The 24,164-nt window shown below is 52.9% G+C and carries 22 protein-coding genes and 1 pseudogene; 18 read left to right on the forward strand and 5 right to left on the reverse strand.

What is annotated here, in order from left to right:
* Positions 1-25 precede the first annotated feature (25 nt).
* Complete coding sequence (gene sixA / locus BM191_RS09055; RefSeq protein ID WP_092877366.1) at positions 26-508, forward strand: phosphohistidine phosphatase SixA; 483 nt, start codon at positions 26-28, stop codon at positions 506-508.
* 48 nt (positions 509-556) lie between these two features.
* Here sixA and smrB read toward each other — a convergent pair whose 3' ends face one another.
* Positions 557-1,108, reverse strand: a complete 552-nt coding sequence (smrB, locus tag BM191_RS09060; RefSeq protein ID WP_092877367.1) for an endonuclease SmrB — start codon at positions 1,106-1,108, stop codon at positions 557-559.
* Positions 1,109-1,298: 190 nt separating this feature from the next.
* On the opposite strand from smrB, the gene prmB reads away from it, so the two are divergent.
* The 6 genes from prmB to BM191_RS09090 all read left to right on the forward strand — a co-directional run bounded on the left by prmB (position 1,299) and on the right by BM191_RS09090 (position 5,913).
* Positions 1,299-2,231: a 50S ribosomal protein L3 N(5)-glutamine methyltransferase gene (prmB, locus tag BM191_RS09065; RefSeq protein ID WP_092877369.1), complete on the forward strand. Its 933-nt coding sequence runs from the start codon at positions 1,299-1,301 to the stop codon at positions 2,229-2,231.
* 20 nt (positions 2,232-2,251) lie between these two features.
* Positions 2,252-3,337, forward strand: coding sequence for a chorismate synthase (gene aroC, locus BM191_RS09070; RefSeq protein ID WP_092877371.1), 1,086 nt, complete (start codon positions 2,252-2,254; stop codon positions 3,335-3,337).
* A gap of 4 nt (positions 3,338-3,341) precedes the next feature.
* Entirely contained in the window at positions 3,342-4,163 is an 822-nt protein-coding gene (gene mepA, locus BM191_RS09075; RefSeq protein ID WP_092877633.1) for a penicillin-insensitive murein endopeptidase, read from the forward strand.
* 15 nt (positions 4,164-4,178) lie between these two features.
* Positions 4,179-4,982 carry a TSUP family transporter gene (locus BM191_RS09080; RefSeq protein ID WP_092877373.1) on the forward strand — a complete coding sequence of 268 codons (804 nt, stop codon included), beginning with the start codon at positions 4,179-4,181 and terminating at the stop codon, positions 4,980-4,982.
* Between the two features lie 67 nt (positions 4,983-5,049).
* Positions 5,050-5,598, forward strand: a complete 549-nt coding sequence (locus BM191_RS09085) for an elongation factor P hydroxylase (protein ID WP_092877636.1) — start codon at positions 5,050-5,052, stop codon at positions 5,596-5,598.
* A gap of 33 nt (positions 5,599-5,631) precedes the next feature.
* The gene (locus BM191_RS09090; RefSeq protein ID WP_092877375.1) at positions 5,632-5,913 is read left to right on the forward strand and encodes a YfcL family protein; all 282 of its coding nucleotides are present in this window, start codon (positions 5,632-5,634) and stop codon (positions 5,911-5,913) included.
* A gap of 105 nt (positions 5,914-6,018) precedes the next feature.
* Here BM191_RS09090 and mnmC read toward each other — a convergent pair whose 3' ends face one another.
* Positions 6,019-8,031 (reverse strand): bifunctional tRNA (5-methylaminomethyl-2-thiouridine)(34)-methyltransferase MnmD/FAD-dependent 5-carboxymethylaminomethyl-2-thiouridine(34) oxidoreductase MnmC, encoded by a 2,013-nt coding sequence (gene mnmC, locus BM191_RS09095; protein ID WP_092877377.1) that lies wholly within the window; start codon positions 8,029-8,031, stop codon positions 6,019-6,021.
* A 153-nt stretch (positions 8,032-8,184) separates the two neighbouring features.
* Between mnmC and fabB the strand changes: the two genes are divergently transcribed.
* Positions 8,185-9,402 (forward strand): beta-ketoacyl-ACP synthase I, encoded by a 1,218-nt coding sequence (gene fabB / locus BM191_RS09100; protein WP_092877379.1) that lies wholly within the window; start codon positions 8,185-8,187, stop codon positions 9,400-9,402.
* A gap of 425 nt (positions 9,403-9,827) precedes the next feature.
* On the opposite strand, the gene flk is transcribed toward fabB, so the two are convergent.
* Positions 9,828-10,874, reverse strand: a complete 1,047-nt coding sequence (gene flk, locus BM191_RS09110; protein WP_092877383.1) for a flagella biosynthesis regulator Flk — start codon at positions 10,872-10,874, stop codon at positions 9,828-9,830.
* A 120-nt stretch (positions 10,875-10,994) separates the two neighbouring features.
* Entirely contained in the window at positions 10,995-11,921 is a 927-nt protein-coding gene (locus BM191_RS09115; RefSeq protein ID WP_092877385.1) for a DMT family transporter, read from the reverse strand.
* 375 nt (positions 11,922-12,296) lie between these two features.
* On the opposite strand from BM191_RS09115, the gene pdxB reads away from it, so the two are divergent.
* From pdxB to BM191_RS09135, 4 genes are all read left to right on the forward strand, one after another.
* Positions 12,297-13,424, forward strand: a complete 1,128-nt coding sequence (pdxB, locus tag BM191_RS09120) for a 4-phosphoerythronate dehydrogenase PdxB (protein WP_092877387.1) — start codon at positions 12,297-12,299, stop codon at positions 13,422-13,424.
* A 92-nt stretch (positions 13,425-13,516) separates the two neighbouring features.
* Positions 13,517-14,527: an aspartate-semialdehyde dehydrogenase gene (locus BM191_RS09125; protein ID WP_092877389.1), complete on the forward strand. Its 1,011-nt coding sequence runs from the start codon at positions 13,517-13,519 to the stop codon at positions 14,525-14,527.
* On the forward strand, positions 14,527-15,348 hold the full coding sequence (gene truA, locus BM191_RS09130) for a tRNA pseudouridine(38-40) synthase TruA (RefSeq protein ID WP_092877639.1): 822 nt from the start codon (positions 14,527-14,529) through the stop codon (positions 15,346-15,348). Before BM191_RS09125 ends, truA begins: the two co-directional genes overlap by 1 nt.
* 26 nt (positions 15,349-15,374) lie before the next feature.
* Complete coding sequence (locus BM191_RS09135) at positions 15,375-16,037, forward strand: DedA family protein (RefSeq protein WP_092877391.1); 663 nt, start codon at positions 15,375-15,377, stop codon at positions 16,035-16,037.
* Positions 16,038-16,306: 269 nt separating this feature from the next.
* Here BM191_RS09135 and BM191_RS09140 read toward each other — a convergent pair.
* Positions 16,307-17,917: pseudogene (locus BM191_RS09140) on the reverse strand (NEL-type E3 ubiquitin ligase domain-containing protein); the annotation flags it as partial.
* Between the two features lie 711 nt (positions 17,918-18,628).
* On the opposite strand from BM191_RS09140, the gene umuD reads away from it, so the two are divergent.
* From umuD to cvpA, 6 genes are all read left to right on the forward strand, one after another.
* A complete protein-coding gene (gene umuD, locus BM191_RS09145) occupies positions 18,629-19,048 on the forward strand; it encodes a translesion error-prone DNA polymerase V autoproteolytic subunit (protein ID WP_092877393.1) in 420 nt (139 codons plus the stop codon).
* 1 nt (position 19,049) lies between these two features.
* Positions 19,050-20,309 (forward strand): translesion error-prone DNA polymerase V subunit UmuC, encoded by a 1,260-nt coding sequence (gene umuC / locus BM191_RS09150; RefSeq protein ID WP_092877395.1) that lies wholly within the window; start codon positions 19,050-19,052, stop codon positions 20,307-20,309.
* A 186-nt stretch (positions 20,310-20,495) separates the two neighbouring features.
* Complete coding sequence (gene accD, locus BM191_RS09155) at positions 20,496-21,398, forward strand: acetyl-CoA carboxylase, carboxyltransferase subunit beta (RefSeq protein ID WP_092877397.1); 903 nt, start codon at positions 20,496-20,498, stop codon at positions 21,396-21,398.
* 56 nt (positions 21,399-21,454) lie between these two features.
* Positions 21,455-22,723, forward strand: a complete 1,269-nt coding sequence (folC, locus tag BM191_RS09160; RefSeq protein WP_092877399.1) for a bifunctional tetrahydrofolate synthase/dihydrofolate synthase — start codon at positions 21,455-21,457, stop codon at positions 22,721-22,723.
* On the forward strand, positions 22,713-23,429 hold the full coding sequence (dedD, locus tag BM191_RS09165) for a cell division protein DedD (protein WP_092877401.1): 717 nt from the start codon (positions 22,713-22,715) through the stop codon (positions 23,427-23,429). The genes folC and dedD overlap by 11 nt, the downstream gene beginning before the upstream one ends.
* A 218-nt stretch (positions 23,430-23,647) precedes the next feature.
* Complete coding sequence (gene cvpA / locus BM191_RS09170) at positions 23,648-24,133, forward strand: colicin V production protein (protein WP_092877403.1); 486 nt, start codon at positions 23,648-23,650, stop codon at positions 24,131-24,133.
* The last annotated feature ends 31 nt before the right edge of the window (positions 24,134-24,164 follow it).

A 24,164-nucleotide genomic window follows, 5' to 3' on the forward strand; every position in this document is an offset into this window, starting at 1 on the left:
TTTTGTTTAACAACAGCGGTGCAATATGCAAGTTTTTATCATGCGTCATGGTGATGCGGCGTTAGATGCGGCGAGTGATTCCGTCAGGCCTCTCACGCATTGCGGCTGTGACGAATCTCGCCAGATGGCTATCTGGCTGAAAAATCAGAATGTGGACATCGAACGGGTTCTGGTTAGTCCTTATCTGCGAGCTGAACAAACTCAGCAGGCGGTGTGTGAAATCTTACCTCTACCGAAGGGAAAGGAGGCGCTACCTGAGCTGACGCCGGGTGGCGATCCGGCTCTGGTGGCGTGCTACCTGCAGTCGCTGGCAGCTGAGGGGGTAAAATCAGTAATGATTATTTCTCATCTGCCTTTAGTGGGCTATCTGGTTTCAGAACTTTGCCCGCAGGAAGCGCCACCTATGTTTGCGACATCAGCGATTGCCTGCATCGATTATGATGCTGACAGTGCGCAGGGCAAACTGCTGTGGCAGGTCAGTCCGGCCAAACTGGCAAAGGCCATTTAAACCCTCTCTCTGCGTCGGCGATAACACGCTGGCGTTTTGCTTGATAATTCACAGCAGTGAAGGGGGGTGCCACTCTTCAAGCTCGATAAGTACCAGGAGTGCGGCATCGCCGCCGAATATCTTGGGTGCCTGATGAAAGGCGCGCACATCAGGATGCTGTGCCAGCCAGAGCGGTGTTTGCTGCTTAAGAATATGCTTGCCGTGACCGTGCATAATACTTGCGCAGAACAAATGTTCACGCCGACAGGCCGCAATCAGCGCCCCCAGTTCCTGTTTAGCCTGCCGCTGAGTCAGCCCGTGTAAATCAAGAAATATCTCCGGCGAGTAGTCGCCGCGACGCAGTTTTTTCAACTCATAGGCATCAACGTCAGTGCGAACGTAGCGTACCGGTCCCTCCGATGCCAGCAGAGGCTGAAATTCATCGGAAAAGTAGTGACTGGCATCAATCTGCTCTGATAACAAGCGCTTTGTCGAAAGCACTTTGCTTATTTTAGGTACCGGCTGGTGCTGAACAATGTCCTGTTTCAGCCTGGTCGTGCCACGCACAAGCTCGTTAAACAAAGCCCGATCTTCGGCGCTCAGAGGATGTTTTTTGCTCATTGTTGTCTGTATTTTGCCTTTAATGCTTGTCGTTCGCTATGGCCGACTGGGGGTGACAAACATAATTCTACCGGTAAAAAGCGCATTCCGGTTCAACAAATATCAGCTTTTTAATTCAGATGCGGTGAAATAGCGATTTCTTCATGGCAAACTAATGTAAAGCTTGATTGACCGGCCTGTGGAGGGCTATGTGGACAAAATTTTTGTCGAAGAAGCAGTAAGCGAACTGCATACCATTCAGGATATGTTGCGCTGGGCCGTCAGCCGTTTTTCCGCAGCTGGTCTCTGGTACGGTCACGGTACGGATAATCCCTGGGATGAAGCAGTACAGCTGGTGTTACCGACGCTTCATTTGCCCGTCGATATTCCGGAGGACATGTATGGCTCGCGTCTCACCTTCAGTGAGCGTCAGCAGATCGTTGAGCGTATCATCCGCCGGGTAAAAGAGTATATACCGGTTGCCTATTTGACTAATAAGGCCTGGTTTTGTGGCCATGAGTTTTACGTTGATGAACGGGTTCTGGTGCCTCGTTCGCCGATTGGCGAGTTGATCGGGCAGAATTTTGCCAGCCTGATCCCCAATTTTCCTGCACATATTCTTGATATGTGTACCGGCAGTGGCTGTATCGCCATAGCCTGCGCCTACGCCTTTCCCCAGGCGCAGGTGGATGCTGTCGACCTTTCATCCGACGCATTGGCGGTTGCTGAGCTGAATATTCATCAACACGGATTACAGCATCAGGTGACGCCAATATGTTCCGATTTGTTTCGCTCGCTGACGCCAGTTCCCTACGATTTAATCGTCAGCAACCCGCCTTACGTGGATGCTGAGGATATGGATGATCTACCCGATGAGTACCGCCATGAGCCAGAAATAGGGCTGGCAGCCGGACACGATGGGCTGGATTTAGTGAAGCGTATCCTGGCGAATGCACCAGATTATCTCAGTGCACAGGGTGTGCTGATTTGCGAAGTAGGTAACAGCATGGTGCATTTGATTGATAACTATCCCGATATTCCCTTCCGCTGGCTGGAATTTGAAAAGGGTGGTGACGGCGTGTTCATGCTTACGCGCGATCAAATCGTTGCGGCGCAGCATCATTTTGCTGCATTTAGAGCGTAATCAAAATAATTGAGGCTTGAATGGCTGGTAATACATTAGGGCAACTGTTTCGTGTCACCACTTTTGGTGAGTCGCATGGCTTAGCGCTCGGTGCCATTGTGGACGGTGTTCCGCCTGGTATCCCTTTGAGCGAAGATGATCTGCAACGAGATTTGGACCGGCGTCGTCCGGGCACTTCACGTTATACCACGCAGCGGCGGGAAGACGATCGGGTCAAAATTCTTTCCGGCGTTTTTGACGGTGTGACCACGGGAACCAGCATTGGTCTGCTGATTGAAAACACCGATCAGCGTTCGCAAGATTACAGTGCGATTAAGGATGTGTTTCGTCCCGGGCACGCTGATTATACGTATGAACAGAAATACGGTCTGCGCGATTATCGCGGGGGCGGGCGTTCGTCGGCGCGTGAAACAGCGATGCGTGTTGCGGCGGGGGCCATCGCCAAGAAATATCTGGCAATGCGTTTTGGTGTTCAGGTACGCGGCTATCTGGCGCAGATCGGTGACGTCGCCTGTGAGCTGAAAGACTGGCAGTTGGTTGAGCGGAATCCATTTTTCTGCCCCGACCCAGATAAACTTGAGGCGCTGGATCAGCTGATGCGCGCACTAAAAAAAGACGGTGATTCGATCGGCGCAAAGGTCACGGTGATGGCGGAGAACGTGCCGCCGGGCTTGGGTGAACCGGTGTTTGATCGCCTCGATGCCGATCTGGCTCATGCGTTGATGAGTATTAATGCCGTGAAGGGCGTTGAGATTGGCGATGGTTTTGCCGTTATCGGCCAGCGTGGCAGCCAGCATCGTGATGAGATCCGCGTCAACGGTTTTCAGAGTAATCATGCTGGCGGCATTCTTGGTGGTATTAGCAGCGGGCAGCCGGTTATCGCCCATCTGGCAATGAAGCCGACCTCCAGCATTACCGTGCCGGGTAAAACGATTAGCCGCACCGGTGATGAGGTCGAGATGATTACCAAAGGCCGTCACGATCCCTGCGTAGGCATTCGTGCCGTGCCGATCGCCGAAGCGATGATGGCGATCGTGTTGATGGATCATCTGCTGCGTCACCGGGGGCAGAATGCCGACGTCAATTCGTCGGTGCCGCGTTGGTAATCGGATGAAAAAAGCGCTGTTGGTTCTCTCGGCAATGATTTTCAGCACTCCGCTGCTGGCGGCGGCGCCCTGGCAAAATATTCGTCAGCCAGTCAGCGGGCCAGCTCAGTCGATCGGGGCATTTGCTAATGGTTGTATCATTGGCGCTCAACCGCTGCCCCTCCAGTCCGACAGTTATCAGGTTATGCGTCAGGATCAGCGACGTTATTTTGGTCATCCCACGCTGATCAGGTTTATTCAGCGGCTGAGCAATCAGGTGAAACGATCACGGCTGGGCGAGGTGTTGATCGGTGATATGGGCATGGCGGCAGGAGGGCGTTTCAGCAGCGGTCATGCCAGTCATCAGAGCGGGCTGGACGTTGATATCTGGCTACAGCTGCCAGAGTCCCGCTGGAGTGAAGCGATGTTATTAACGCCGCAGCCGCTCGATTTGATCAGTGCCGATGGTCGTGCGGTTAATCGTAACTGGCAGCCGCAGATAGGCCGTCTGGTAAAGCTCGCGGCAGAAGATAGTGAGGTGACGCGTATCTTTGTGGCACCCGCAATCAAAAAGCAGCTGTGCGCCGAAGCAGGCGCAAATCGCGATTGGCTGCATAAGGTTCGTCCGTGGTTTGGCCATCGCGCTCATATGCACGTTCGTTTACGTTGTCCGGCGGGCAGCCCCGAATGTCAGAAACAGCTGCCGCCGCCAGCGGGAGATGGCTGTGGTGCCGAGCTTGATAGCTGGTTTGCTCCCGCGAAAGCCGCGACGGCTAAGCCGGTTAAACGCCAGCCGCCGCTGTTACCACCCTCATGTCAGGCCCTGCTGGATAAACATCTTTTGTAAGGATAAATAGCGCAAATGGAATGGTTCATTGTCGGGCCTGCCGTACTGGCAGGGTTGTTTGCCGTCGCGATAGTGGCCGGGTTTATTGACTCGATCGCTGGCGGCGGCGGGCTGATAACCATTCCTGCGTTGCTGAGTGCGGGTTTGTCGCCCGCTCAATCGCTGGCGACTAACAAGTTACAGGCAGTAGGCGGCTCTTTTTCCGCCAGCCTCTATTTTGTGCGTAGCGGCGTTGTTAACCTTGCGACGCAAAAACGCAATATTTTACTCACGCTGATAGGTTCGGTTTCTGGTGCTTTGCTGGTGCAGCGCGTCGATTCAGCGATATTGCGTCAGATCTTGCCGTTATTGGTCATGGGTATTGGTTTTTACTTCCTGCTGATGCCGCGCATTGGCAGCGAAGATCGTCAACACCGACTTTCCGGATTGCCTTTCGCGCTGGTTGCCGGAGGCTGCGTCGGCTTTTATGACGGTTTTTTCGGCCCGGGCGCCGGTTCATTCTACGCCCTGGCTTTTGTTACGCTGGCAGGCTTTAACCTGGCAAAAGCTACCGCCCATGCGAAGGTGCTTAATTTTACCTCCAACGTTGGTGGGCTGCTGCTGTTTATGTTGGGCGGCAAGGTGGTGTGGGGCGTAGGCCTGGTAATGCTGATTGGTCAGGCGATTGGCGCGCGACTGGGTGCCAGCATGGTGTTGAGTAAGGGCCAGTCGCTGATCAGACCCCTGGTCGTTGTCGTCTCCGCGCTGATGAGTGCCAAGCTGCTTTATGACAGCCACGGCGGTGTGGTGGCGATTTTTTTACATCGCCTGTTCAATTAAAAGAACGTTTATTATGCCCGACATGATGCGCCAGACTTCGGCGATGGGTGATTTTGAGATTACACAGATGCAAACCAACCATCATTACCAACAGTTGATTACGATTTTTGACAGCTGCTTTCAGGAAGATTATCAAACCCGCCTCATTAAGGGCGACGATGAGCCGATTTATTTACCTTCGGATGAAACCTCTGCCTGGCATCGGGTGGTTTTCGCCCACGGTTTTTATGCCAGCGCACTGCATGAAATCTCTCACTGGTGTATCGCCGGGGAGGCGCGTCGCAAGCAGGTAGATTTTGGCTACTGGTACTGTCCGGACGGGCGTAATGCCGAAACGCAGCGCGCGTTTGAAGTGGTTGAGATCAAACCGCAGGCGCTGGAATGGTTATTTTGCGTTGCTGCTGGTTTTCCTTTTAACGTCAGCTGTGACAACCTCGACGGTGAATGTGAACCAGACCGTATTGCCTTTCAGCGCAAGGTTCATCAGCAAGTAGTGAATTATCTGGAAAAAGGGATACCGGCGCGTCCGGCGCGCTTTATTGCTGCGCTTCATGCATATTACAATACCCCCCCGCTGACGGCGGCGCAGTTTCCCTGGCCGGAAGATTTGTGTTGAGCCGGGCGTGAAGAACTGAATTAAGGACAGGTCATGATTGATGAATTTGAGGCGCGTATTCTGGCTCTGATTGATGATATGGTTGAGCATGCCAGCGAAGATGAACTTTTTGCCAGCGGTTATCTGCGAGGTCATTTGACCCTGGCGGTCTCAGAGCTTGAACACTCAGGCGATCACACCCCGGAAGCGCTAGAGATTCAGGTGAAAGATAGCCTGCAAAAAGCAATCCATGCCGGTGAGCTTTCACCACGCGATCAGGCATTAGTTATCGGAATGTGGGACAATTTATTTGCCCAGGCGTGTCAGATCGCCTGATGATCACATTTCTGTCTGGGGGAGGCTCTGCGGCGGCAGTGTTTTCGGCATCGCAGCGTTTTACTCTGAGCGGATTTTGATCCCCTGCAGTGCAGAGCCTCACTGTCAGCTGTGGACGACCGGCTTACCTTTAAGTAATTTGCGCAGCCAGTAACGGTTCGGGTTGAGTGCTGCCAGCGTTTGTGCGTCGAGCGGCATTGGCTCACCGCAGATTTGCGCTGCAAGAATTTCGGCTGCCAGCGGCCCACTGCACAGACCTCTTGACCCTAATGCGCCCAGCACGAAAGCGCCGGTGTGCCAGGGCGCCGGCGCAGCCTGGCGCGGTATTTCCATCTGCGCCAGATTAGCGTAAAGCTGTAGCGTGCGTGCATAATCCGGCAGTGCGCCCAACATGGGAAGATGATCGCGGGTAGCGCAGCGCACGCCGCAGCGGGCTTCGCCAGCACTGGCGTCGATAGTCTGCGTCCATGCAGCTTGTGGCAGGCATTTCTGCAGCCGTGCGATATTGTTCGTCTGGTCGTCAGCACTGTATTCAGTTTGCATGCTGCCACGGTGATAGCTGGCGCCGATACAATGCTGCTGGTGCTTCGGACTGACCGGCGTCAGATAGCCATCGTAACAAAGCACATGCGTCAGGGATTTAAGCTGTTTGTTAGTCGGTACGTGGCTGACCTGCCCGGCAACGGGATAGACCGGCAGCATTTCACTTTGAGCTAGCTGGTTAAGACCGGCACCGTTAGCCAGTACCAGATTAGCGTGCTGCGCCTTGCGGCCATCAGAGAAATGTAGCAGCCAGCTCTCATGTTCATTCTCAAGGTGGATAAGGCGATGTTGCCAGAGTACGGACAGACCCTTTTTTTGGGCGCTATGGATTAATCCACGGGTCATTTCGGCCGGACAAAGCCAGCCGCCCGCCGGATAATGAATCCCACCACAGCCGATTGTCAGGGTGGCGAGGCTGTTTACCTGCCCGGCGCTTATCGGGTGAGCCAGTGCTGCAGGCATCGTCATTTCCAGCATTTTATCGATTTTACGCTGGCTTTTTTCATCCCAGCCGAGCTGCGTTACGCCGCACCACTGATGTTCAAAGGAAAAATCCAGTGTGTCAAAACAGCGGCGGGCGAAGGTAAAGGCGGTAGGAAAAAAACGCTTTAGCGCCGCGTCCTGCGGGTTAAGCAGTGGATAAAGTGCGCCCTGACGGTTGCCGGATGCGCCTTCTGCCGGTGCGCTGGCGTCGCTGTACAATATGACGCGACGCCCCCGGCGCAGCAGCGCCAGCGCCAGAAGGGCACTGGCTATGCCCCCGCCAATAATAGCAATATCACCGTCGTGGCCAGCAGGGCGCCGATACCAGGGGGTACGTTGTTGCGGCGCGCGTAGCTGGCTGAGGGTGCCACATAGCATTTCCCGTTTACGGCCAAAACCCTTGCGTTTTTCTATGACAAACCCTGCTTGCTGTAAGCCGCGTCTGACGAAACCGGCGGCGGTGAACGTTGCCAGAGTAGCGCCCTCCCGCCCCATGCGTGCCATGCAATCGAACAGCGCTGGGGTCCACATATCGGGATTTTTAGCCGGTGCAAAGCCGTCGAGAAACCAGGCATCAATCTGATGCTGCAGGCTGTCATCAAAAGTATCAATTAGCTGGTTAATATCGCCATACCAGAGATCAAGCGTTATGCGACCGTCATCCAGCAACAGGCGATGACAACCGGGTAAAGCCTGAGGCCACTGACCGATCAGTGCTTTGCTCCAGAGGGCTAACTCCGGCCAAGCCTGATGTGCCTGAGCCATATCTGCTGCGGTTAATGGAAATTTCTCACAGCTAATAAAATGCAGACGTTTTAACCTGGCCTGAGGATTATGCCGCGTAAAATCAGTAAACGACTGGCAAAGGGCAAGGAAATTCAGGCCTGTGCCAAAACCAGTTTCGGCAACAGTAAACAGTGGATGAGGATGGCTGGAGAAACGTACAGGCAGCTGATTTCCCCCGAGAAACACATGGCGTGTTTCTTCAAGACCGTTTTGATTGGAGAAATAGACGTCGTCGAAAGCTCGGGAAACAGGTGTACCCTGTTCATTCCAGCTAAGAGAAGCCTGTTCGACAGAAAGGTTATTCACATCGTTGACTCTGTTGTCAGGTACTGGCGCAATTTTATCTGTGTGTACTGACGCGTGCAAATTTACATAATAACAGCAGATCGGACTTGTTCAGCGTACAACTGTACGCTAGAGTGCGTCACTGAAACTAACTAGTGTCGGATGAGGTATTGAATGAAACGTGCAGTAATTACTGGCCTGGGTATCGTTTCCAGCATCGGTAATAACCAGGAGGAAGTACTGGCTTCCCTGCGTGAAGGGCGCTCAGGTATTACTTTCTCTCAGGAGCTGAAAGACTCCGGTATGCGTAGTCACGTTTGGGGCAATGTTAAACTCGATACTACAGGCCTTATCGATCGTAAGATCGTGCGCTTTATGAGTGATGCCTCAGTTTATGCTTATCTGTCCATGCAGCAGGCTATTGAGGATTCCGGTCTGACTGATGAGCAGTATCAGAACAATCCGCGCGTTGGTTTGATTGCCGGTTCCGGTGGTGGTTCACCTAAGTTTCAGGTTTTTGGTGCCGATGCGATGCGCAGTTCGCGCGGCCTTAAGGCCGTTGGCCCTTATGTGGTCACCAAATCGATGGCATCGGGGGTATCAGCTTGTCTTGCGACACCGTTTAAAATTCACGGTGTGAACTACTCAATCAGCTCTGCTTGCGCCACTTCTGCGCACTGTATTGGTAATGCGGTTGAGCAGATCCAGCTGGGTAAACAGGACATTGTATTTGCCGGTGGTGGCGAAGAGTTATGTTGGGAAATGGCCTGCGAGTTTGATGCGATGGGCGCACTTTCAACTAAGTATAACGACGATCCGGCCAGGGCATCCCGCACTTATGATAATGGACGGGATGGTTTTGTTATCGCTGGCGGCGGCGGCATGGTTGTCGTTGAAGAGCTGGAACACGCGCTGGCACGCGGTGCGTACATCTATGCGGAAATCGTCGGTTATGGCGCAACTTCAGACGGTGCCGATATGGTTGCACCATCGGGTGAAGGTGCGGTGCGCTGTATGAAGATGGCGATGAAAGATCTGGATGCGCCGGTTGACTATTTGAACACCCACGGAACGTCTACGCCGGTTGGTGATGTGAAAGAGCTTGGTGCCATTCGCGAAGTCTTTGGCGATAATACGCCAGCACTGTCGGCCACTAAAGCGATGACCGGGCACTCTTTGGGCGCTGCGGGCGTGCAGGAAGCCATTTACTCGCTGCTGATGCTGGAACACGGTTTTATTGCCCCCAGCATCAATATCGAAGATCTCGATGAACAGGCGAAAGGGATGAACGTTATCACCAAACCGACAGAGCGTGAGCTGACTACCGTTATGTCTAACAGTTTTGGCTTTGGTGGTACTAACGCTTCTCTGGTGATGCGCAAAGTGCGCTAACTGCGACAGACAATATCGACTCAGGAGCGCCGCGGCGCTCCTTTTTTTCCCTTCGTCACAAGGGGCCGGTTTTATGCCGTTTGTATTGGGTGCATTACCATCTTAACGAATCCGATACTATTCGGATTTCCTGATACGTCGGGTGCCACACAGGCCGTTCAGGCTAGCCCACCTCCCCACATCCACTTAAGGGCTGCGAGGCGGAAGCATGGATATGTCTCGCGTAAGTCATCATTAAAACAATGGCGTCGTCTTCATAATAAGGAGTCTGTGACTGATGTCATCAACCACTTTTACCCCTCCAGGGCAGTCAAACGCACATCTTGCATGCATCCCATTTGGCGTATTTCTTACCTATCTGACCGCCGGATTAGCGCTGCCGGTAATATCACAGCTTGTTCATCAGTCACCTAGACTGAACAACGTTATAGCAGCCAGAAAAGCAAGGCAATCACGGCTAAGGCAATAAAGAGGCTAAGTAGCGGCCGCTGAGTTGCCGGCTGCATGAAACTCGGAAGAAAGCCCCATATCGGTGCAACGATCGGCTGTGGCGCAATGGCGCTGTCAGCCTGGTGTTGCTCACGTAAACGTTCCGCCCGTTGGCTGAATAGCAGCTCCAGCAGAATTTGCATCTGCGCGTTGCTCAGCGCCGACTGCGGCGTCAGCTGAAATTGTTGGGTGAGGGTATTTTCCAGCAGGCGATGCTCCTGCGGCGTCGGCGGTTGTTTAAGCGATGCTACCAGCAGGTTGATCGTCGGCATACCGTGCTGGCTGAGCGTCTGATGGGTTTGCAGATATTGCGTCAGCAGTGGAAAAAGACGAGAGGGCACCGGATCGCCGCTTTGTAGATTGACCATCTTCAGCATACTGGTCCAGATTTTGACCGCAGACTCGCCGGTTGTCGCAGACAGCCGGGCTATTTGCTGATTCAGTGCCTGATGTTCGGCGGGAAGCAAAGAGCGGTCAGTCGGGCTGGTCAGTTTTGGCTGAGGAATGGTCATCTGACCGGTTTGCAGCATGGTCAGTACCTGACGCAGCTGATTGGGCGTCAGAGCGCTCAGCACGGTGTGGCCGAACTGCTGACGGATAAAATCGCTGACAGCCTGACGGTTGTTGCCCTGCGGCAGCATTGCTGTTAGCTGCTGCATTAACTGGCGAGTACCGTGACTGACTTGCGCTTCGCTTAACCGAGCGTTAAGAAACTGCTCCGCCGCCGGAAAGTGGCGTGACAGCAGCTCATTATCATTTTTCACTCCAACCTGATGACGAATACCTGCCCAGACTTCAGCCGGTTTTAGCGAGCTGATCGCCAGAAGTTTTACTACCATACGCTCCAGTGAAGTGCGTTGAGCGGGCGTCATCGGCTGATCGCCAGGCGTGGTCTGACTATCGGTGCGAGACGTGCCCGTTTGCCCGTCCAGCTGAGGGCGATTTCCAGGTAACGGCGCACCAGGACCACTCAATGGTTGCATGGCAGGATCCTTAGAAAATAGGGTGGTATCCGGGGCGCACCGGATAAAAAGTGGGAGCTATGATAACAATCCCGTCGGGCAATATACAGAGGCGGCGCTGAGGGAAGCGTTAAAAGTATTTCAGCGTTGCCACGGGGGCCGACGAGATGAGTTATTTTGCTTTAAATGGAGTTTTTGGCGGCGCAGGGGCGTTTTTAACGTTTGCGCCAGCCAGACGCCAAACAGCGTGATACCTCCGCCGATAACGTGGTAGCTGTGTAATTGTTCGTGCAGAAACATGACGGCGATAATCGCGGTAATGATGGGCATCAGATTCATAAACAGCGACGTATTGCTGGCACCAAGGCGAAAAACGCCCTGAATCCAGAGATAAGGCGCAATCAGCGACGCGCCAAGACCGGCAAACAATACCAGCGGAATATTGTGGGCGTTCAGGCTGACATCGGGGGTGAGCAGGAAACCGGGTAGCAGTAGCAGTACGCCGAATAAAATTTGCATATACAAACTTTGCCAGTTTGGCAGTGCCAGAGACCAGCGTTTCGTCAATACGCCATATAAGGCATATGAGGCTGCGGCAATCAACATCATCAGCTCGCCTTTACCCAACCCGTGCTGCAGTAAGCGCAGTGGATCGCCGGCGCTGACAAGCCAAATCAGTCCCGCAAGGGAGATAATGCTACCAATGACGATACCGCGCGTGGGTGCCAGTCGCAGCACGAAAATGCTTAGCAACACGGTTAGCAGTGGAATCAACGCGTTCAGTATCCCCATAAACAGCGCGCTGACGCTGTGGGCAGCGTAATAGGCCAGGCTCTGATAGAGCACCATGCCCAGCAGGCCGAGAATAAACAGTTTCCACCATACGCGCCGGATTTCGTGGCGGTGTCGCCAGACCCCGGGAAGCGCTGTGGGTGTCAGTGCAATAAATGCCAGCAGCCAGCGATAAAACGAAATGGCGGCTGGATCGATAGCCGTCGCGGAAAGTTTGCTTACAATGGCGTTGATCGACCAGATAAAAACCGCCAGCAGAGGGAAGAGAAAATTCATTATTGACCCGGTACATCGTTGATTAGGCTTTATTCTAGCTTCTCTTGTTACCTTCAGATAATTAAAATCAGATAACATCAACGCTGAACATGATAATGATTGAGTAGGGTACCGTCATATGACCGAAGGGGGATGAGATGCCAACAGTCCTTTTTCGCTACCAACGCGTTAATGCCCACGAAGAGTATCTTCCTCCTCATCCTTGCAGGTCGTGGGCAAAAAAGGCATTCATCGGGCATCAGCGCTCATTGTCATGTTTCTACAGCAGGTATCGTATCCCGACGTCAAAAAGATTGAGTAGCAACTACGAGGTTAATTAGCTCTTGCAATTGTGGCATCATCTGCCATCTGTACTCTGCCATCAGGACGCAATCTGTGAAAATTTTGGTTGATGAAAATATGCCCTATGCCCGCGAGCTGTTTAGCCGCAGTGGGGTGGTTACGGCAGTTCCGGGACGCTCGATTCCACATGACGTGCTTAAGCATGCCGACGGCCTGATGGTGCGTTCGGTCACTAAAGTGAATCAGACGTTGCTGGCAGGAACGCCGGTTAAGTTTGTCGGCACCGCGACAGCGGGGACCGATCATATTGATCAACAGGCACTGGCGCAGCAAGGCGTCATATTTTCTTCGGCGCCCGGCTGTAATGCGGTGGCGGTGGTTGAATACGTTTTTTCCGCGTTGTTACTGCTTGCCGAACGTGATGGCTTTGCGCTTACCGATCGCACTGTCGGCATCGTAGGCGTTGGTAATGTCGGCATGCGCCTGCAGCAGCGTTTACAAGCATTGGGGGTCCGTTCGCTACTTTGCGATCCCCCCAGGGCCGATCGCGGTGATCGCGAAAGTTTTCAGGATATCGATAGCCTGATTAACGACGCTGATATTTTGACGTTCCATACCCCGTTGTACAAAGAAGGACCCTATTGCACCTGGCATCTGATGGATGAAGCGCGTTTGCGGGCGCTGAAGCCAGACGCTATTTTGATTAATGCCTGCCGTGGGCCAGTGGTTGATAACGCGGCGTTGCTACGGGTGTTGCAACAGCGCCACGATCTCAGCGTTGTACTTGACGTTTGGGAGCCAGAGCCAGATTTATCGATAGCGCTGCTGGCGCAGACTGATATTGCCACCGCGCATATTGCCGGCTATACCCTTGAGGGTAAGGCACGCGGCACGACTCAGGTTTATGAGGCTTGGTGTGAGTTCCTTGGTAAACCTGATCCGGTGGCGCTAGATTCGCTATTGCCGGTCGCGGATTTCTCCAATATCGAGTTACATGGTCCCCTTGACCAGCCAGCGCTGAAACGGCTGGTCCATCTGGTGTATGATGTGCGCCGCGACGATGCGCCGTTGCGCAAAGTTGCGGCTGTTCCCGGTGAGTTTGATCGGTTGCGTAAAAACTATCTGGAGCGCCGCGAGTGGTCGTCGCTGCACGTCACGTGCGATAATGAACACATTGCTTCGCAGCTCAGGGCCTTGGGCTTTAGCGCTGCTGCACGTTAAATCATACCGGCCAGTCGTGTCGGGAAAAGTCTGCATACAGGAGAGGAACATTGCCATCTCCTGTTTTTACGTTATTGTCTGGAGTTATTACCATGTCTGACGGCTGGAATATAGCGCTGTTAGGTGCCACAGGCGCCGTAGGAAAAGCGTTAATTGAGCAACTTGCTGAACGTCAGTTTCCGTTGGGCGAGATCTGGTTACTTGCCAGCGATCGTAGTGCTGGTGAAACGGTACGTTTTGGCGGGCGAACGCTGCAGGTTAGTGATGTACAGGAGTTTGACTGGTCACAAGCCCAGCTGGCTTTTTTTGTCGCCGGTAGCGAAGCCTCAGCGCGCTATGCCGAAGAGGCGGCTGAGGCTGGATGCCTGGTCATCGACAGTAGCGGCTTTTTTGCCCTGGAGCCTGATGTTCCGCTGGTGGTGCCGGATGTTAATCCACAGGTTCTGGCTGATTATCGCAATCGTAATATTATCAGCGTAGCGGACAGCCTGACCTGCCAGTTACTCAGCGCCATAAAGCCGCTGATTGACGAGGCCGGATTGAACCGCCTGCAGGTGACCAGCCTGCTTGCAGCCTCAGCGCATGGCAAAGCCGCGCTGGATTCGCTGGCAGGTGAGAGCGCCCGCCTGCTGAACGGCATACCGGCGGAAGCGCATTTTTTTGGCCGCCAGTTGGCATTTAATATGCTGCCGTTGGCACCGGATGCTGAGGGCAGCGTGCGCTATGAGCGGATTGTGGTTGATCAGGTACGAAAGGTTTTGCAGGACGAAGGCTTGCCGATCGCAACCAGCACCGTTCAAACACCCGTTTTTTATGGTAACGCGCAAATTGTTCATCTGGAAAGCCTGCGACCGCTTTCTGCTTCGGAAGCGCGCGAGCTTTTGCAGCGTAGGGAAGCGGTGGCGTTATCGGAAGAGTCTGATTATCCGACTCAGGTAACAGATGCCTCAGGCAATGCAAAGCTGAGTATTGGTAATATACGTAACGATTATGGCATGCCGGAACTGTTGCAGATGTGGACGGTGGCGGACAATGTGCTGTTTGGTGGCGCACTGATGGCGGTTAAGACAGCAGAAAAGCTGGTGCAGGAGTATCTGTATTGATCGCTGAGGATAGTGAAAGCGCTGCGTCGGCAGGCTATAAAATTGCGCTGGGCGTGGAATACGATGGTAGCCATTATTATGGCTGGCAGCGTCAGCAGGAAGTGGCGAGCGTGCAGGCCAACCTTGAGCGAGCGCTTTCTAAGGTGGCAAATCATCCGGTAACGGTTTTTTGCGCCGGGCGTACTGATGCGGGGGTGCATAGTACCGGACAGGTAGTGCATTTCGAAACCTTGTCGCAGCGGACCGATGGGGCCTGGACGCTGGGCGTGAATGCTAATTTGCCGTCGGATATTGCTGTACGCTGGATGAAGCCGGTGCGTGAAGATTTCCATGCCCGCTTTAGCGCCACTGCGCGTCGTTATCGCTACATTATTTATAACCACAGGCTGCGTCCGGCGGTACTCGGGTGTGGCGTAACGCATTTCTATCATCCACTGGATGCAGAAAAAATGCACTGTGCTGCACAATGTCTGCTGGGGGAAAATGATTTTACGTCTTTCCGGGCGGTACAGTGCCAGTCACGCACGCCTTGGCGTAATCTGATCTTTATCAATGTGCGCCGCTACGGTGCCTATGTCGTGGTTGACATTAAAGCCAATGCGTTTGTGCATCACATGGTGCGCAATATCGTTGGCAGCCTGCTGGAAATTGGCTGTGGTAACCAGCATGAAGGTTGGATGGCGGAGTTGCTGGTGGCTAAAGATCGCACGCGTGCGGCAGCGACGGCACGAGCCGAAGGGCTTTATCTTGTTGCCGTTGATTATCCTCAGCAATTTGCATTACCCCATACACCGATGGGGCCACTGTTCCTCGAAGATTAACGTCAGAGTGTCAGAAGGATGTACGAATGGAGCTGATTCATCAGTTAATAGATTTTATATTGCACATTGATGTCCATATGCAGGCCCTGGTGACGCAGTATGGCGTCTGGGTTTACGCCATTTTGTTCCTGATTCTGTTTTGTGAAACCGGGCTGGTGGTAACGCCCATTTTACCGGGGGATTCACTGTTGTTTGTCGCCGGTGCCCTGGCGGCGGTGCCGGGCAGTGCACTGGACGTTCATCTGATGGTTTTTTTACTTTGCGTAGCAGCGATTGCCGGCGATGCGGTGAATTACACGATTGGCCGCCTGTTTGGTGAGCGGTTGTTCCGTAAGCCCAATTCAAAAATCTTTCGCCGCAGTTATCTGGATAAGACCCATCAGTTTTATGAACGTCACGGTGGTAAGACCATTATTCTGGCGCGCTTTGTTCCGATTGTTCGGACGTTTGCCCCCTTTGTTGCCGGAATGGGTAAAATGTCTTATCGCCATTTTTCGTTGTATAACCTTACCGGCGGCATTTTTTGGGTAGTGCTGTTTTCTTATGCTGGCTATTTTTTTGGAAACCTGCCGGGCGTGACAGATAACATTCATTATTTGATCGTTGCCATCATCCTGCTCTCGGTACTGCCTGGGATTTTCGAAGTCTGGCGGCATCGCCGTGCGGTGCGTCACCAGCAGAAGATGTAGTTAACGCCAGTAAAACTTCCTCTCTGATCGACGTTTAATCGCCCCTTTTATGGGGCGATTGCATCTCTGCCCGGAGCGGATATTGCGGAGAGTGTATTCACGGTTAAAAAACTGCTGCTATGCCCTGACATTCAATTGATGGCCATGAACAGCGCTTACAGCACGATATCTATCTGTAGCGAGGACGTGTTGAACGTCTTTGTTGTGGTATCCGGGAATAATTGTCATAGCGCACTGGATTTTCCCGGTGCGGTGAAAACAGGCCTCAGTTAAGGCCACCGGGCTTTAAGATTTCCGCCCAGCATCTTATTCGCCAGAGGGCGAAGACCATCCAGAAATGCCTTTTCCGCGCTATCCAGTGCTCTTGCACCGATTTCGCGCTCAGCATCGGCATTGCCAGTCAGTCCCGCCGGTTTCAGCTCTGTGTCCAGCAGTGTCCGGTACGCGCTGTCATAGTCTGATACTTTCTTTTCATTGAGCGTTTCCCAGTCTTCCGGATACGCGCGTTCCAGCACGCTGCGTAACGGCGCCCACTGCAGTATCCACTCCCTGAAATCTTCGTTTTCCGCGGTCTTCACCTGAAGTTCAGCAGCCTGAAGGTCTGATTCAGTAATGTAGGACACATCAAAGAACCGCATTTCCTTCGTCACGCTGGTCAGCCCAAGAGATTCCTTCAGTTTGTTCTGAAAGCCCAGATAAACCTCAATTTCATCAACGAAGCGCAGCGTGCTGACCTTATCCCGGGCAATCTTCTCCAGCTTCTCCAGCCGGCACATTTCACGTCCGTTAGAAACCAGTTCAGAAAGATTGTTATCGTACTTCCCTTTTTCTGCATCATGGACCAGCTGTACGTTCCTCATCTGGTTCAGCGTAAGGGTGACCCGATCCTCGCAGCTTGACGTTGCCTCTGTTGCCACGGCAAAGGTTTTTGCTCTCAGTGCATCATCTTTGGCCTGCTGTGTCAGCCAGGACGATATTTGTGCTTTAAAACTGGGGTCTTTTTTGCAGTTTGCCGTCTCCCTCAGCCTGTCCAGGAAAGCGCTGAAGGAAGCGGCATTATCTTCCCGCCCAAAGGACTGCCAGCTGTCTGTGGGCGCAGTCTCGCCCTGTTTGGCCGGCGTCAGCCAGTCAGCGACCGCCTGGTGTAATGGACGGGGTTCCGGGGGAGCGGAAGGACCGGCCATACTGAAATATATCGGGGGGCCCGAATAATCCGGGTCGCTGGTCATGACCTGCAGGGCCTGGCGTGTGCGCTCTGACAAAGGTTTATTTTCTATATCCACAGAGGCATCCCGGCGCAGACTGGTGAGGCTTTCCGGCGGACTGGTGATTGAAGTGTTATTCACCACCATCCATGTCAACGTGGCCGGCAGCGCTGGCAGGCTGGTCAGTGGGATGTTGTTGATTTGTATTTGTTTAATACAGGGCGGTAAATGGTCGGGTAAGGAAGAAATCTTTAAGCCTCACAGGTTAAGTACATTTAAGTCACTGTTCTGAATTTTGCGCAATATCTGTACAACCTGAGCACGATCTGTGGCCTCTCCTGTCGGCGCAGCCCTTTCCCACGCGGACCAGGCCGCTTCATCATCTTCTGCCGTCAGTGGTGCGGTTGTGGCGGCGGTATGTTCTGCCCGGAGCGTTCCGTATGCACCTTCCGCCTGTTCTGCACAATCCTCCGCCCGCGCCGTGTCCGTGTGGAGAGTGTGCGTTTTATCATGCCCCTGACACGTCACGGTATATTTCCCGGCCTCATCAAGGGTGACCGACAGCATCTCCCGGCTGTTTTCGTCCAGAATACAGAAGTGGTTTTCCTCGTGCCGGCCGGACTGAATGTTTTCCTCAAATCCGCCATACGCGAGCGTTCTGAGCTGTTCAAATCTGCCGGCCATCGCCTCCCGCGTCGTGCCGGCCGGAGGATGACAAATCTGCCGGATAAGCGCCAGCACTTCAGGCTTGTTCGTTGAGCAGAAAAACGCCTCAATTTTTTCCCATACGCTTATTTCAGGCGGGGTATCAGGGCAGGCGGTAGGCGTTATGTGATGGCGGCTGCTGATTGCGGCGCGTGAATCGCCGTTTCCAACTTGAAGGGGCATAATAAAACTCACTGTCAATTTATACATGACGCCTGTCAGACGTTATTACGACTGGTGTTGACGGACGATATCATCCCTGGTCTCTCCTTCATTTCAAAATACGCTCATCGGCTGATTCATGGTTACTCCGGCGTACCGGACTTCATAAAGCGCAGGAAAACAGCCGGTGTGAGGAGCGAAATGATCGCTGCGGGCCGGGCGATATGCACGGGCAGGTTGTGGGGCGATTGCATTTCTGTGCGGAGCGGAAATTGCGGGGAGTGCATTGGCACATCCCGGTAGCCATTTGCGAAAAAATTGGCGCTATGGCGATGAGTGAGGCAATTCAGTGCTAATGTCAAAAGCCACGAGGGGAGCCAAGGACGGTGTTCCACCGATGTTTTTTTAAATTTCTTTGCCGCTCAGTCCCTTCCCAAAAATGCCAAAAATAGACTTGATTGTCATCAGCGATCGATATTACTGTATTAATATACAGTATTCATTGTTACGGTGCTTATTATGCGGCTTATCCCACCTGTTGAAATTCGGGGTTTTCTCCCACTACCGCTATACATAGAACGTGTCCAGTGTGGTTTTCCATCGCCTGCACAGGACTACGTTGAACGGCGGATTGATCTCAATGAACTGCTGGTGCAGCGTCCCAGTGCGACTTACTTTGTGCGTGTCAGCGGTGACTCAATGGTTGACGCCGGTATCAGCGATGGCGATATGCTTGTTGTGGACAGCTCGCTTACGGCAGGCCACGGCGATATTGTCATCGCTTCGGTTGGTGGCGAGTTCACGGTTAAAAAACTGCTGCTACGCCCTAACGTCCAATTGATGCCCATGAACAGCGCATACAGCCCGATATCTATCAGTAGCGAGGACGCGTTGGACGTCTTTGGTGTGGTAACGTACGTGATTAAATCGACACACTGACATGTTTGCCCTGGTTGATGTCAACGCATTCTATGCAAGCTGTGAGGCAGTTTTTCGTCCCGACCTCCGTGGGTTACCGATCGTTGTGCTCAGTAACAACGATGGCTGCGTGATAGCCCGATCGGCTGAAGCCAAAAAGCTCAATATTAAAATGGGGGCGCCGTATTTCCTGATGCGTGACATTATCAGACGGCACAGAGTGCAGGTGTTTAGCAGTAACTATGCGCTATATGCCGATATGAGCCATCGCGTGATGTCTACGTTGGAGGAGATGGCTCCGGCGCTGGAAATGTATAGCATTGACGAAGCTTTTCTCAACCTGTCGGGAGTACGAAACTGCATTAACCTGGAGGTGTTCGGGCATCAAATCAGGCAACGCATTCAGCGTGAAACGCATCTGGCAGTAGGCGTGGGGATTGCGCAGACAAAGACCCTGGCAAAACTGGCGAATTATGCGGCCAAAAAATACCGAGGAACAGGCAGTGTCGTTGACCTGTCAAATGTCGATCGACAACGAAAACTGATGGCGCTGGTACCGGTTAATGAGGTATGGGGCGTTGGTCTTCGTATTAGTAAGAAATTGGAAGCGATGGGCATCAGTACTGCATTGGATCTTGCTGACGCCAGCGCGTGGACAATCAGGAAGTCGTTTAATGTCGTGCTTGAGAGAACGGTTCGTGAGTTGCGCGGTGAGCCTTGCCTGGCGCTTGAAGAAGTGCCTACAAAACAGCAGATAGTTTGCAGTCGGTCATTTGGCGCGCGTATCACTGATTATGAGTCTATGAGGCAAGCTGTTTGCGCATATGCGGAGCGGGCTGCTGAGAAACTCAGAGGTGAAAGTCAGTATTGCAAATATATCAGCGTGTTTATTCGCACCAATCCCCATATATCCGGTGAGACCTTTTATGGTAATCAGGCCAGTGAAAAACTGCTCACGCCCTCTAACGATACCCGGGATATTATTGGTGTTGCGGTGAAATGCCTGGATCGAATATGGATAGAGGGACATCGATATATGAAAGCAGGCGTCATGCTGGGTGATTTTTATAGTCATGGCGTAGCGCAATTTCAGCTGTTTGACGACAACGCCCCGCGTGCTGACTGCAACGCACTGATGCAGGTCGTCGATGGAATAAACCAGAGTGGAAAAGGTAAGCTTTGGTTTGCAGGGCAGGGAATACAAAAGCACTGGGCAATGAAACGTGAAAGGCTATCACCGGCTTATACGACGAGATACTCGGATCTGCCTGTCGTAAGGTAACTCCGGGTTACAAATCGTCGGCGCAGTGCGCCATTTTAATGGATAAATTCATCCAAAATGGGTATCTATCCTATTGATGTATATGTAGCGTAATGTTGTGATATGTGCTCTAATATCGCCTAAATTGCAGGCTAAAAAACACGATAACTAACTGATTTTACATAATAACCGGATTGTTTATCATCAATGAGCTGGATTGAACGAATTCTGAGTAAGAGCACGACGCCAACGCGTAAAGCGAGTATTCCTGAAGGGGTATGGACCAAATGCGATAGCTGTGGTCAGGTGCTCTACCGCGCCGAGCTGGAGCGTAACCTTGAGGTCTGTCCTAAGTGCGACCATCACATGCGTATGCATGCGCGCGAGCGTCTGAACAGTCTGTTAGATGAAGGTACCCTGTTGGAATTGGGTAGCGAGCTGGAGCCGAAAGATGTCCTCAAGTTCCGGGATTCCAAAAAGTACAAAGATCGCCTGACCGCCGCGCAAAAAGAAACCGAAGAAAAAGATGCGCTGATTGTCATGAAAGGTGAACTTTACGGTAAGCCGGTCGTTGCTGCTGCCTTTGAGTTCGCTTTTATGGGCGGCTCTATGGGATCCGTGGTGGGCGCCCGCTTTGTGCGTGCGGTGGAACAGGCCCTTGAAGATAACTGCCCGCTGATCTGCTTTTCCGCTTCCGGCGGTGCGCGTATGCAGGAAGCATTGATGTCACTGATGCAGATGGCAAAAACCAGCGCAGCATTAGCCAAAATGCGCGAACGGGGTTTGCCCTATATCTCCGTGCTGACTGATCCGACGATGGGCGGTGTCTCTGCAAGCTTCGCGATGCTGGGCGATCTGAACGTGGCGGAGCCGAAAGCGCTGATAGGATTTGCCGGTCCGCGTGTTATCGAACAAACTGTACGTGAAAAGTTACCTGCCGGTTTCCAGCGTAGCGAGTTCCTGATAGAAAAAGGTGCGATTGATATGATTATTCGCCGCCCGGATCTTCGTTTCAGGCTGGCTAGCATTCTGGCAAAAATGATGAATCTGTCAGCGCCGGAAGATGCGTCAATTCAGGCAGCTAATGACGCTGATCGCCAGGAAGCCTGACAGATGATCGGGAGGTATTCCCTCCCGCAACGTATCGTCAATAAATAACGGTATCCATGGACAATCTTCACATCCCTGAAGCCACGTCGCCTCTTGCAACGTGGCTTTATTATCTGGAAAATCTTCACAGTCAGGCAATTGAGCTTGGCCTCACCCGAGTGCAACAGGTGGCTCGTCGCCTCGATCTACTTAAACCAGCACCATTCGTCTTTACCGTTGCCGGAACTAATGGCAAAGGCACTACCTGCCGGACGCTGGAAACGCTGCTGTTAGCGGCCGGGTTCCGCGTCGGTGTTTATAGCTCTCCGCATCTGGTTCGCTATACCGAGCGGGTGCGCGTGCAGGGACAGGAACTCAGTGAATCGGCTCACACTGCATCTTTTTCTGCTATTGAAGCGGGACGAGAGACCCTCTCATTAAGCTACTTTGAATACGGTACACTATCGGCGCTATGGCTGTTTCGCGCAGCTCAACTGGACGTAGTCATTCTTGAGGTCGGATTGGGTGGCCGTCTTGATGCTACCAATATTGTTGATGCCGACGTTGCTGTCGTCACCAGTATTGCACTGGATCATACCGACTGGCTTGGGCCAGACCGTGAAAGTATCGGCCGGGAAAAAGCCGGCATTTTTCGCGCGGGTAAGCCGGCAGTGGTTGGCGATCCAGACATGCCGGCAAGCATTGCGATTGTGGCAGAAGAGGCAGGCGCGCAGCTACTGTGCCGCGATCGTGACTGGTCGCTACAGCAGAGTGACAGCGGCTGGTCTTTTCGTTTTAACCAGAGCGTATTGAATGATCTGCCATTTCCGCAGGTGCCACTGGCAAATGCAGCAACGGCGCTGGCGGCATTACAGGCATCAGGGCTGGTTGTTCGCGAGAATGTAATCCGTGAATATCTTGCCACGGCCGAGCTGCCGGGCCGTTTTCAGACCGTGCAGCAGTCGCCCAGGCTGATTCTCGATGTCGCGCACAACCCCCATGCAGCAAGCTATCTGGCCCGGCAGATTACACAGCTTAATCCATCGGGTGAGGTGCATGCCGTGGTTGGCATGTTGCATGATAAAGATATTGCCGGTACCCTGGCGGCGCTGGCTCCGGCCGTTGACTACTGGTATTGCGCGCCATTAACCGGACCACGCGGTGCCAGTGCACAACAGCTTAGCGCCCACCTGCCACGAGCGAGAAATTATGATTCTGTTACGATTGCCTGGCGGCGGGCAATGAAACAAGCAACGGATCAGGATATTGTGCTGGTTTGTGGTTCGTTTCACACCGTCGCTGAAGTAATGAACACAATGGAAACGGAGAAGGGTTGTGGCCAGTAAGTTTCAAAACCGCCTGGTAGGTACGATAGTTATTGTCGCGCTGGGTGTGATTATCCTCCCCGGCCTGCTGGATGGTAAAAAAAAGCATTACAAAGATGATTTTGCCGCCATCCCTCTGGTGCCAAAACCAGGGGATCAGCAGGATACGGAGATGCTACCACCGGTAACGCAGCCTCTGCCTTCACTGCCGTCAGCGGGTACCGACGCTAACAGCGCTACGGCTGGCGCGATCGCGGGCAATAATCTCGCGGATACGGGCAGCAGCAAGCCTGCTGAATCCACTCCGCCAACAGTTATCTCTCTGCCGCCTGTAAAACAGCCATCGTCTCAGACTGTGTCTGAGCCCGTACAAAAACTGCAGCCTGAGGCCACGCCGCCAAAAATTAAGAATCTGCAGCAATCTGAACCGGTTGAGATGCCGAAAACTAACGAGCAGACACCGCCGTCGGGAAGTGTACCAACAGGGCGGGCCTGGGTGGTACAGCTTGGTGCGTTGAAAAATGCCAGCCGGGTTAACGAGATCATCGCCCAACTGCGGCTGTCTGGTTATCGTGCTTATACAATTCCGGCAACGCCGATTCAGGGGCAAATTACGCGTATCTACGTCGGTCCGGATGTGAATAGGGCGAAAATGCAGTCTGCTGTGAGCGAGTTAAAAACCATCAGCGGGTTAGGGGGCGTGGTTAAGCCTTACAGCGTGCGTTAACCGGCAACGGAGATTCGGCCAGCGGTTGGGTGCCAGAAGCGCTGATTTTCGTGGTAATTCCAGGGTGAAGATAGATATTAAATTGTTGTAATCTAACATATTTATTGATCAGCTTGCTTTTCTTTTTTGTTGGTCAGCAAAACCCTACGCAAACGTTTTCTTTTTCTGATAAAATGCGCCCCGAACTGGATGCAGGGGCCTTATCGCTGGGATAGTTCATGAACTGGATTGATTACGCCATCATTGGCATTATTAGTTTTTCAGCACTGATTAGCCTGATTCGCGGTTTTGTTCGCGAGGCGCTGTCTCTGGTTACCTGGGGGTGTGCTTTTTTTGTTGCCAGTCATTACTATCCTTACCTTGCCATCTGGTTTACCGGTTTTAAAGATGAGCTGATTCGCAATGGTATTGCCATCGCCGTGCTGTTTATTGCCACCTTGGTTGTGGGGGCGATTGTGAACTATGTTATCGGATCGCTGGTTGAAAAAACGGGTCTGTCCGGTACAGACAGGGTGCTGGGCGTCTGTTTTGGGGCACTGCGCGGGGTATTGATTGTCGCGGCGTTTTTATTTTTCCTTGATACATTTACCGGATTTTCAAAGAGTCCGGACTGGCATCAGTCACAGCTTATCCCGGAGTTCAGCTCCATCATCAGGTGGTTTTTTGATTATCTGAAGAGCACGTCGAGTTTTATGTCTCAGTAATCGCGCTGGGGCAGCGGCTATGAGGAAATAA

It is taken from the genome of Izhakiella capsodis, from assembly GCF_900115045.1.
In the GTDB taxonomy this organism is placed as follows: Bacteria; Pseudomonadota; Gammaproteobacteria; order Enterobacterales; family Enterobacteriaceae; genus Izhakiella; species Izhakiella capsodis.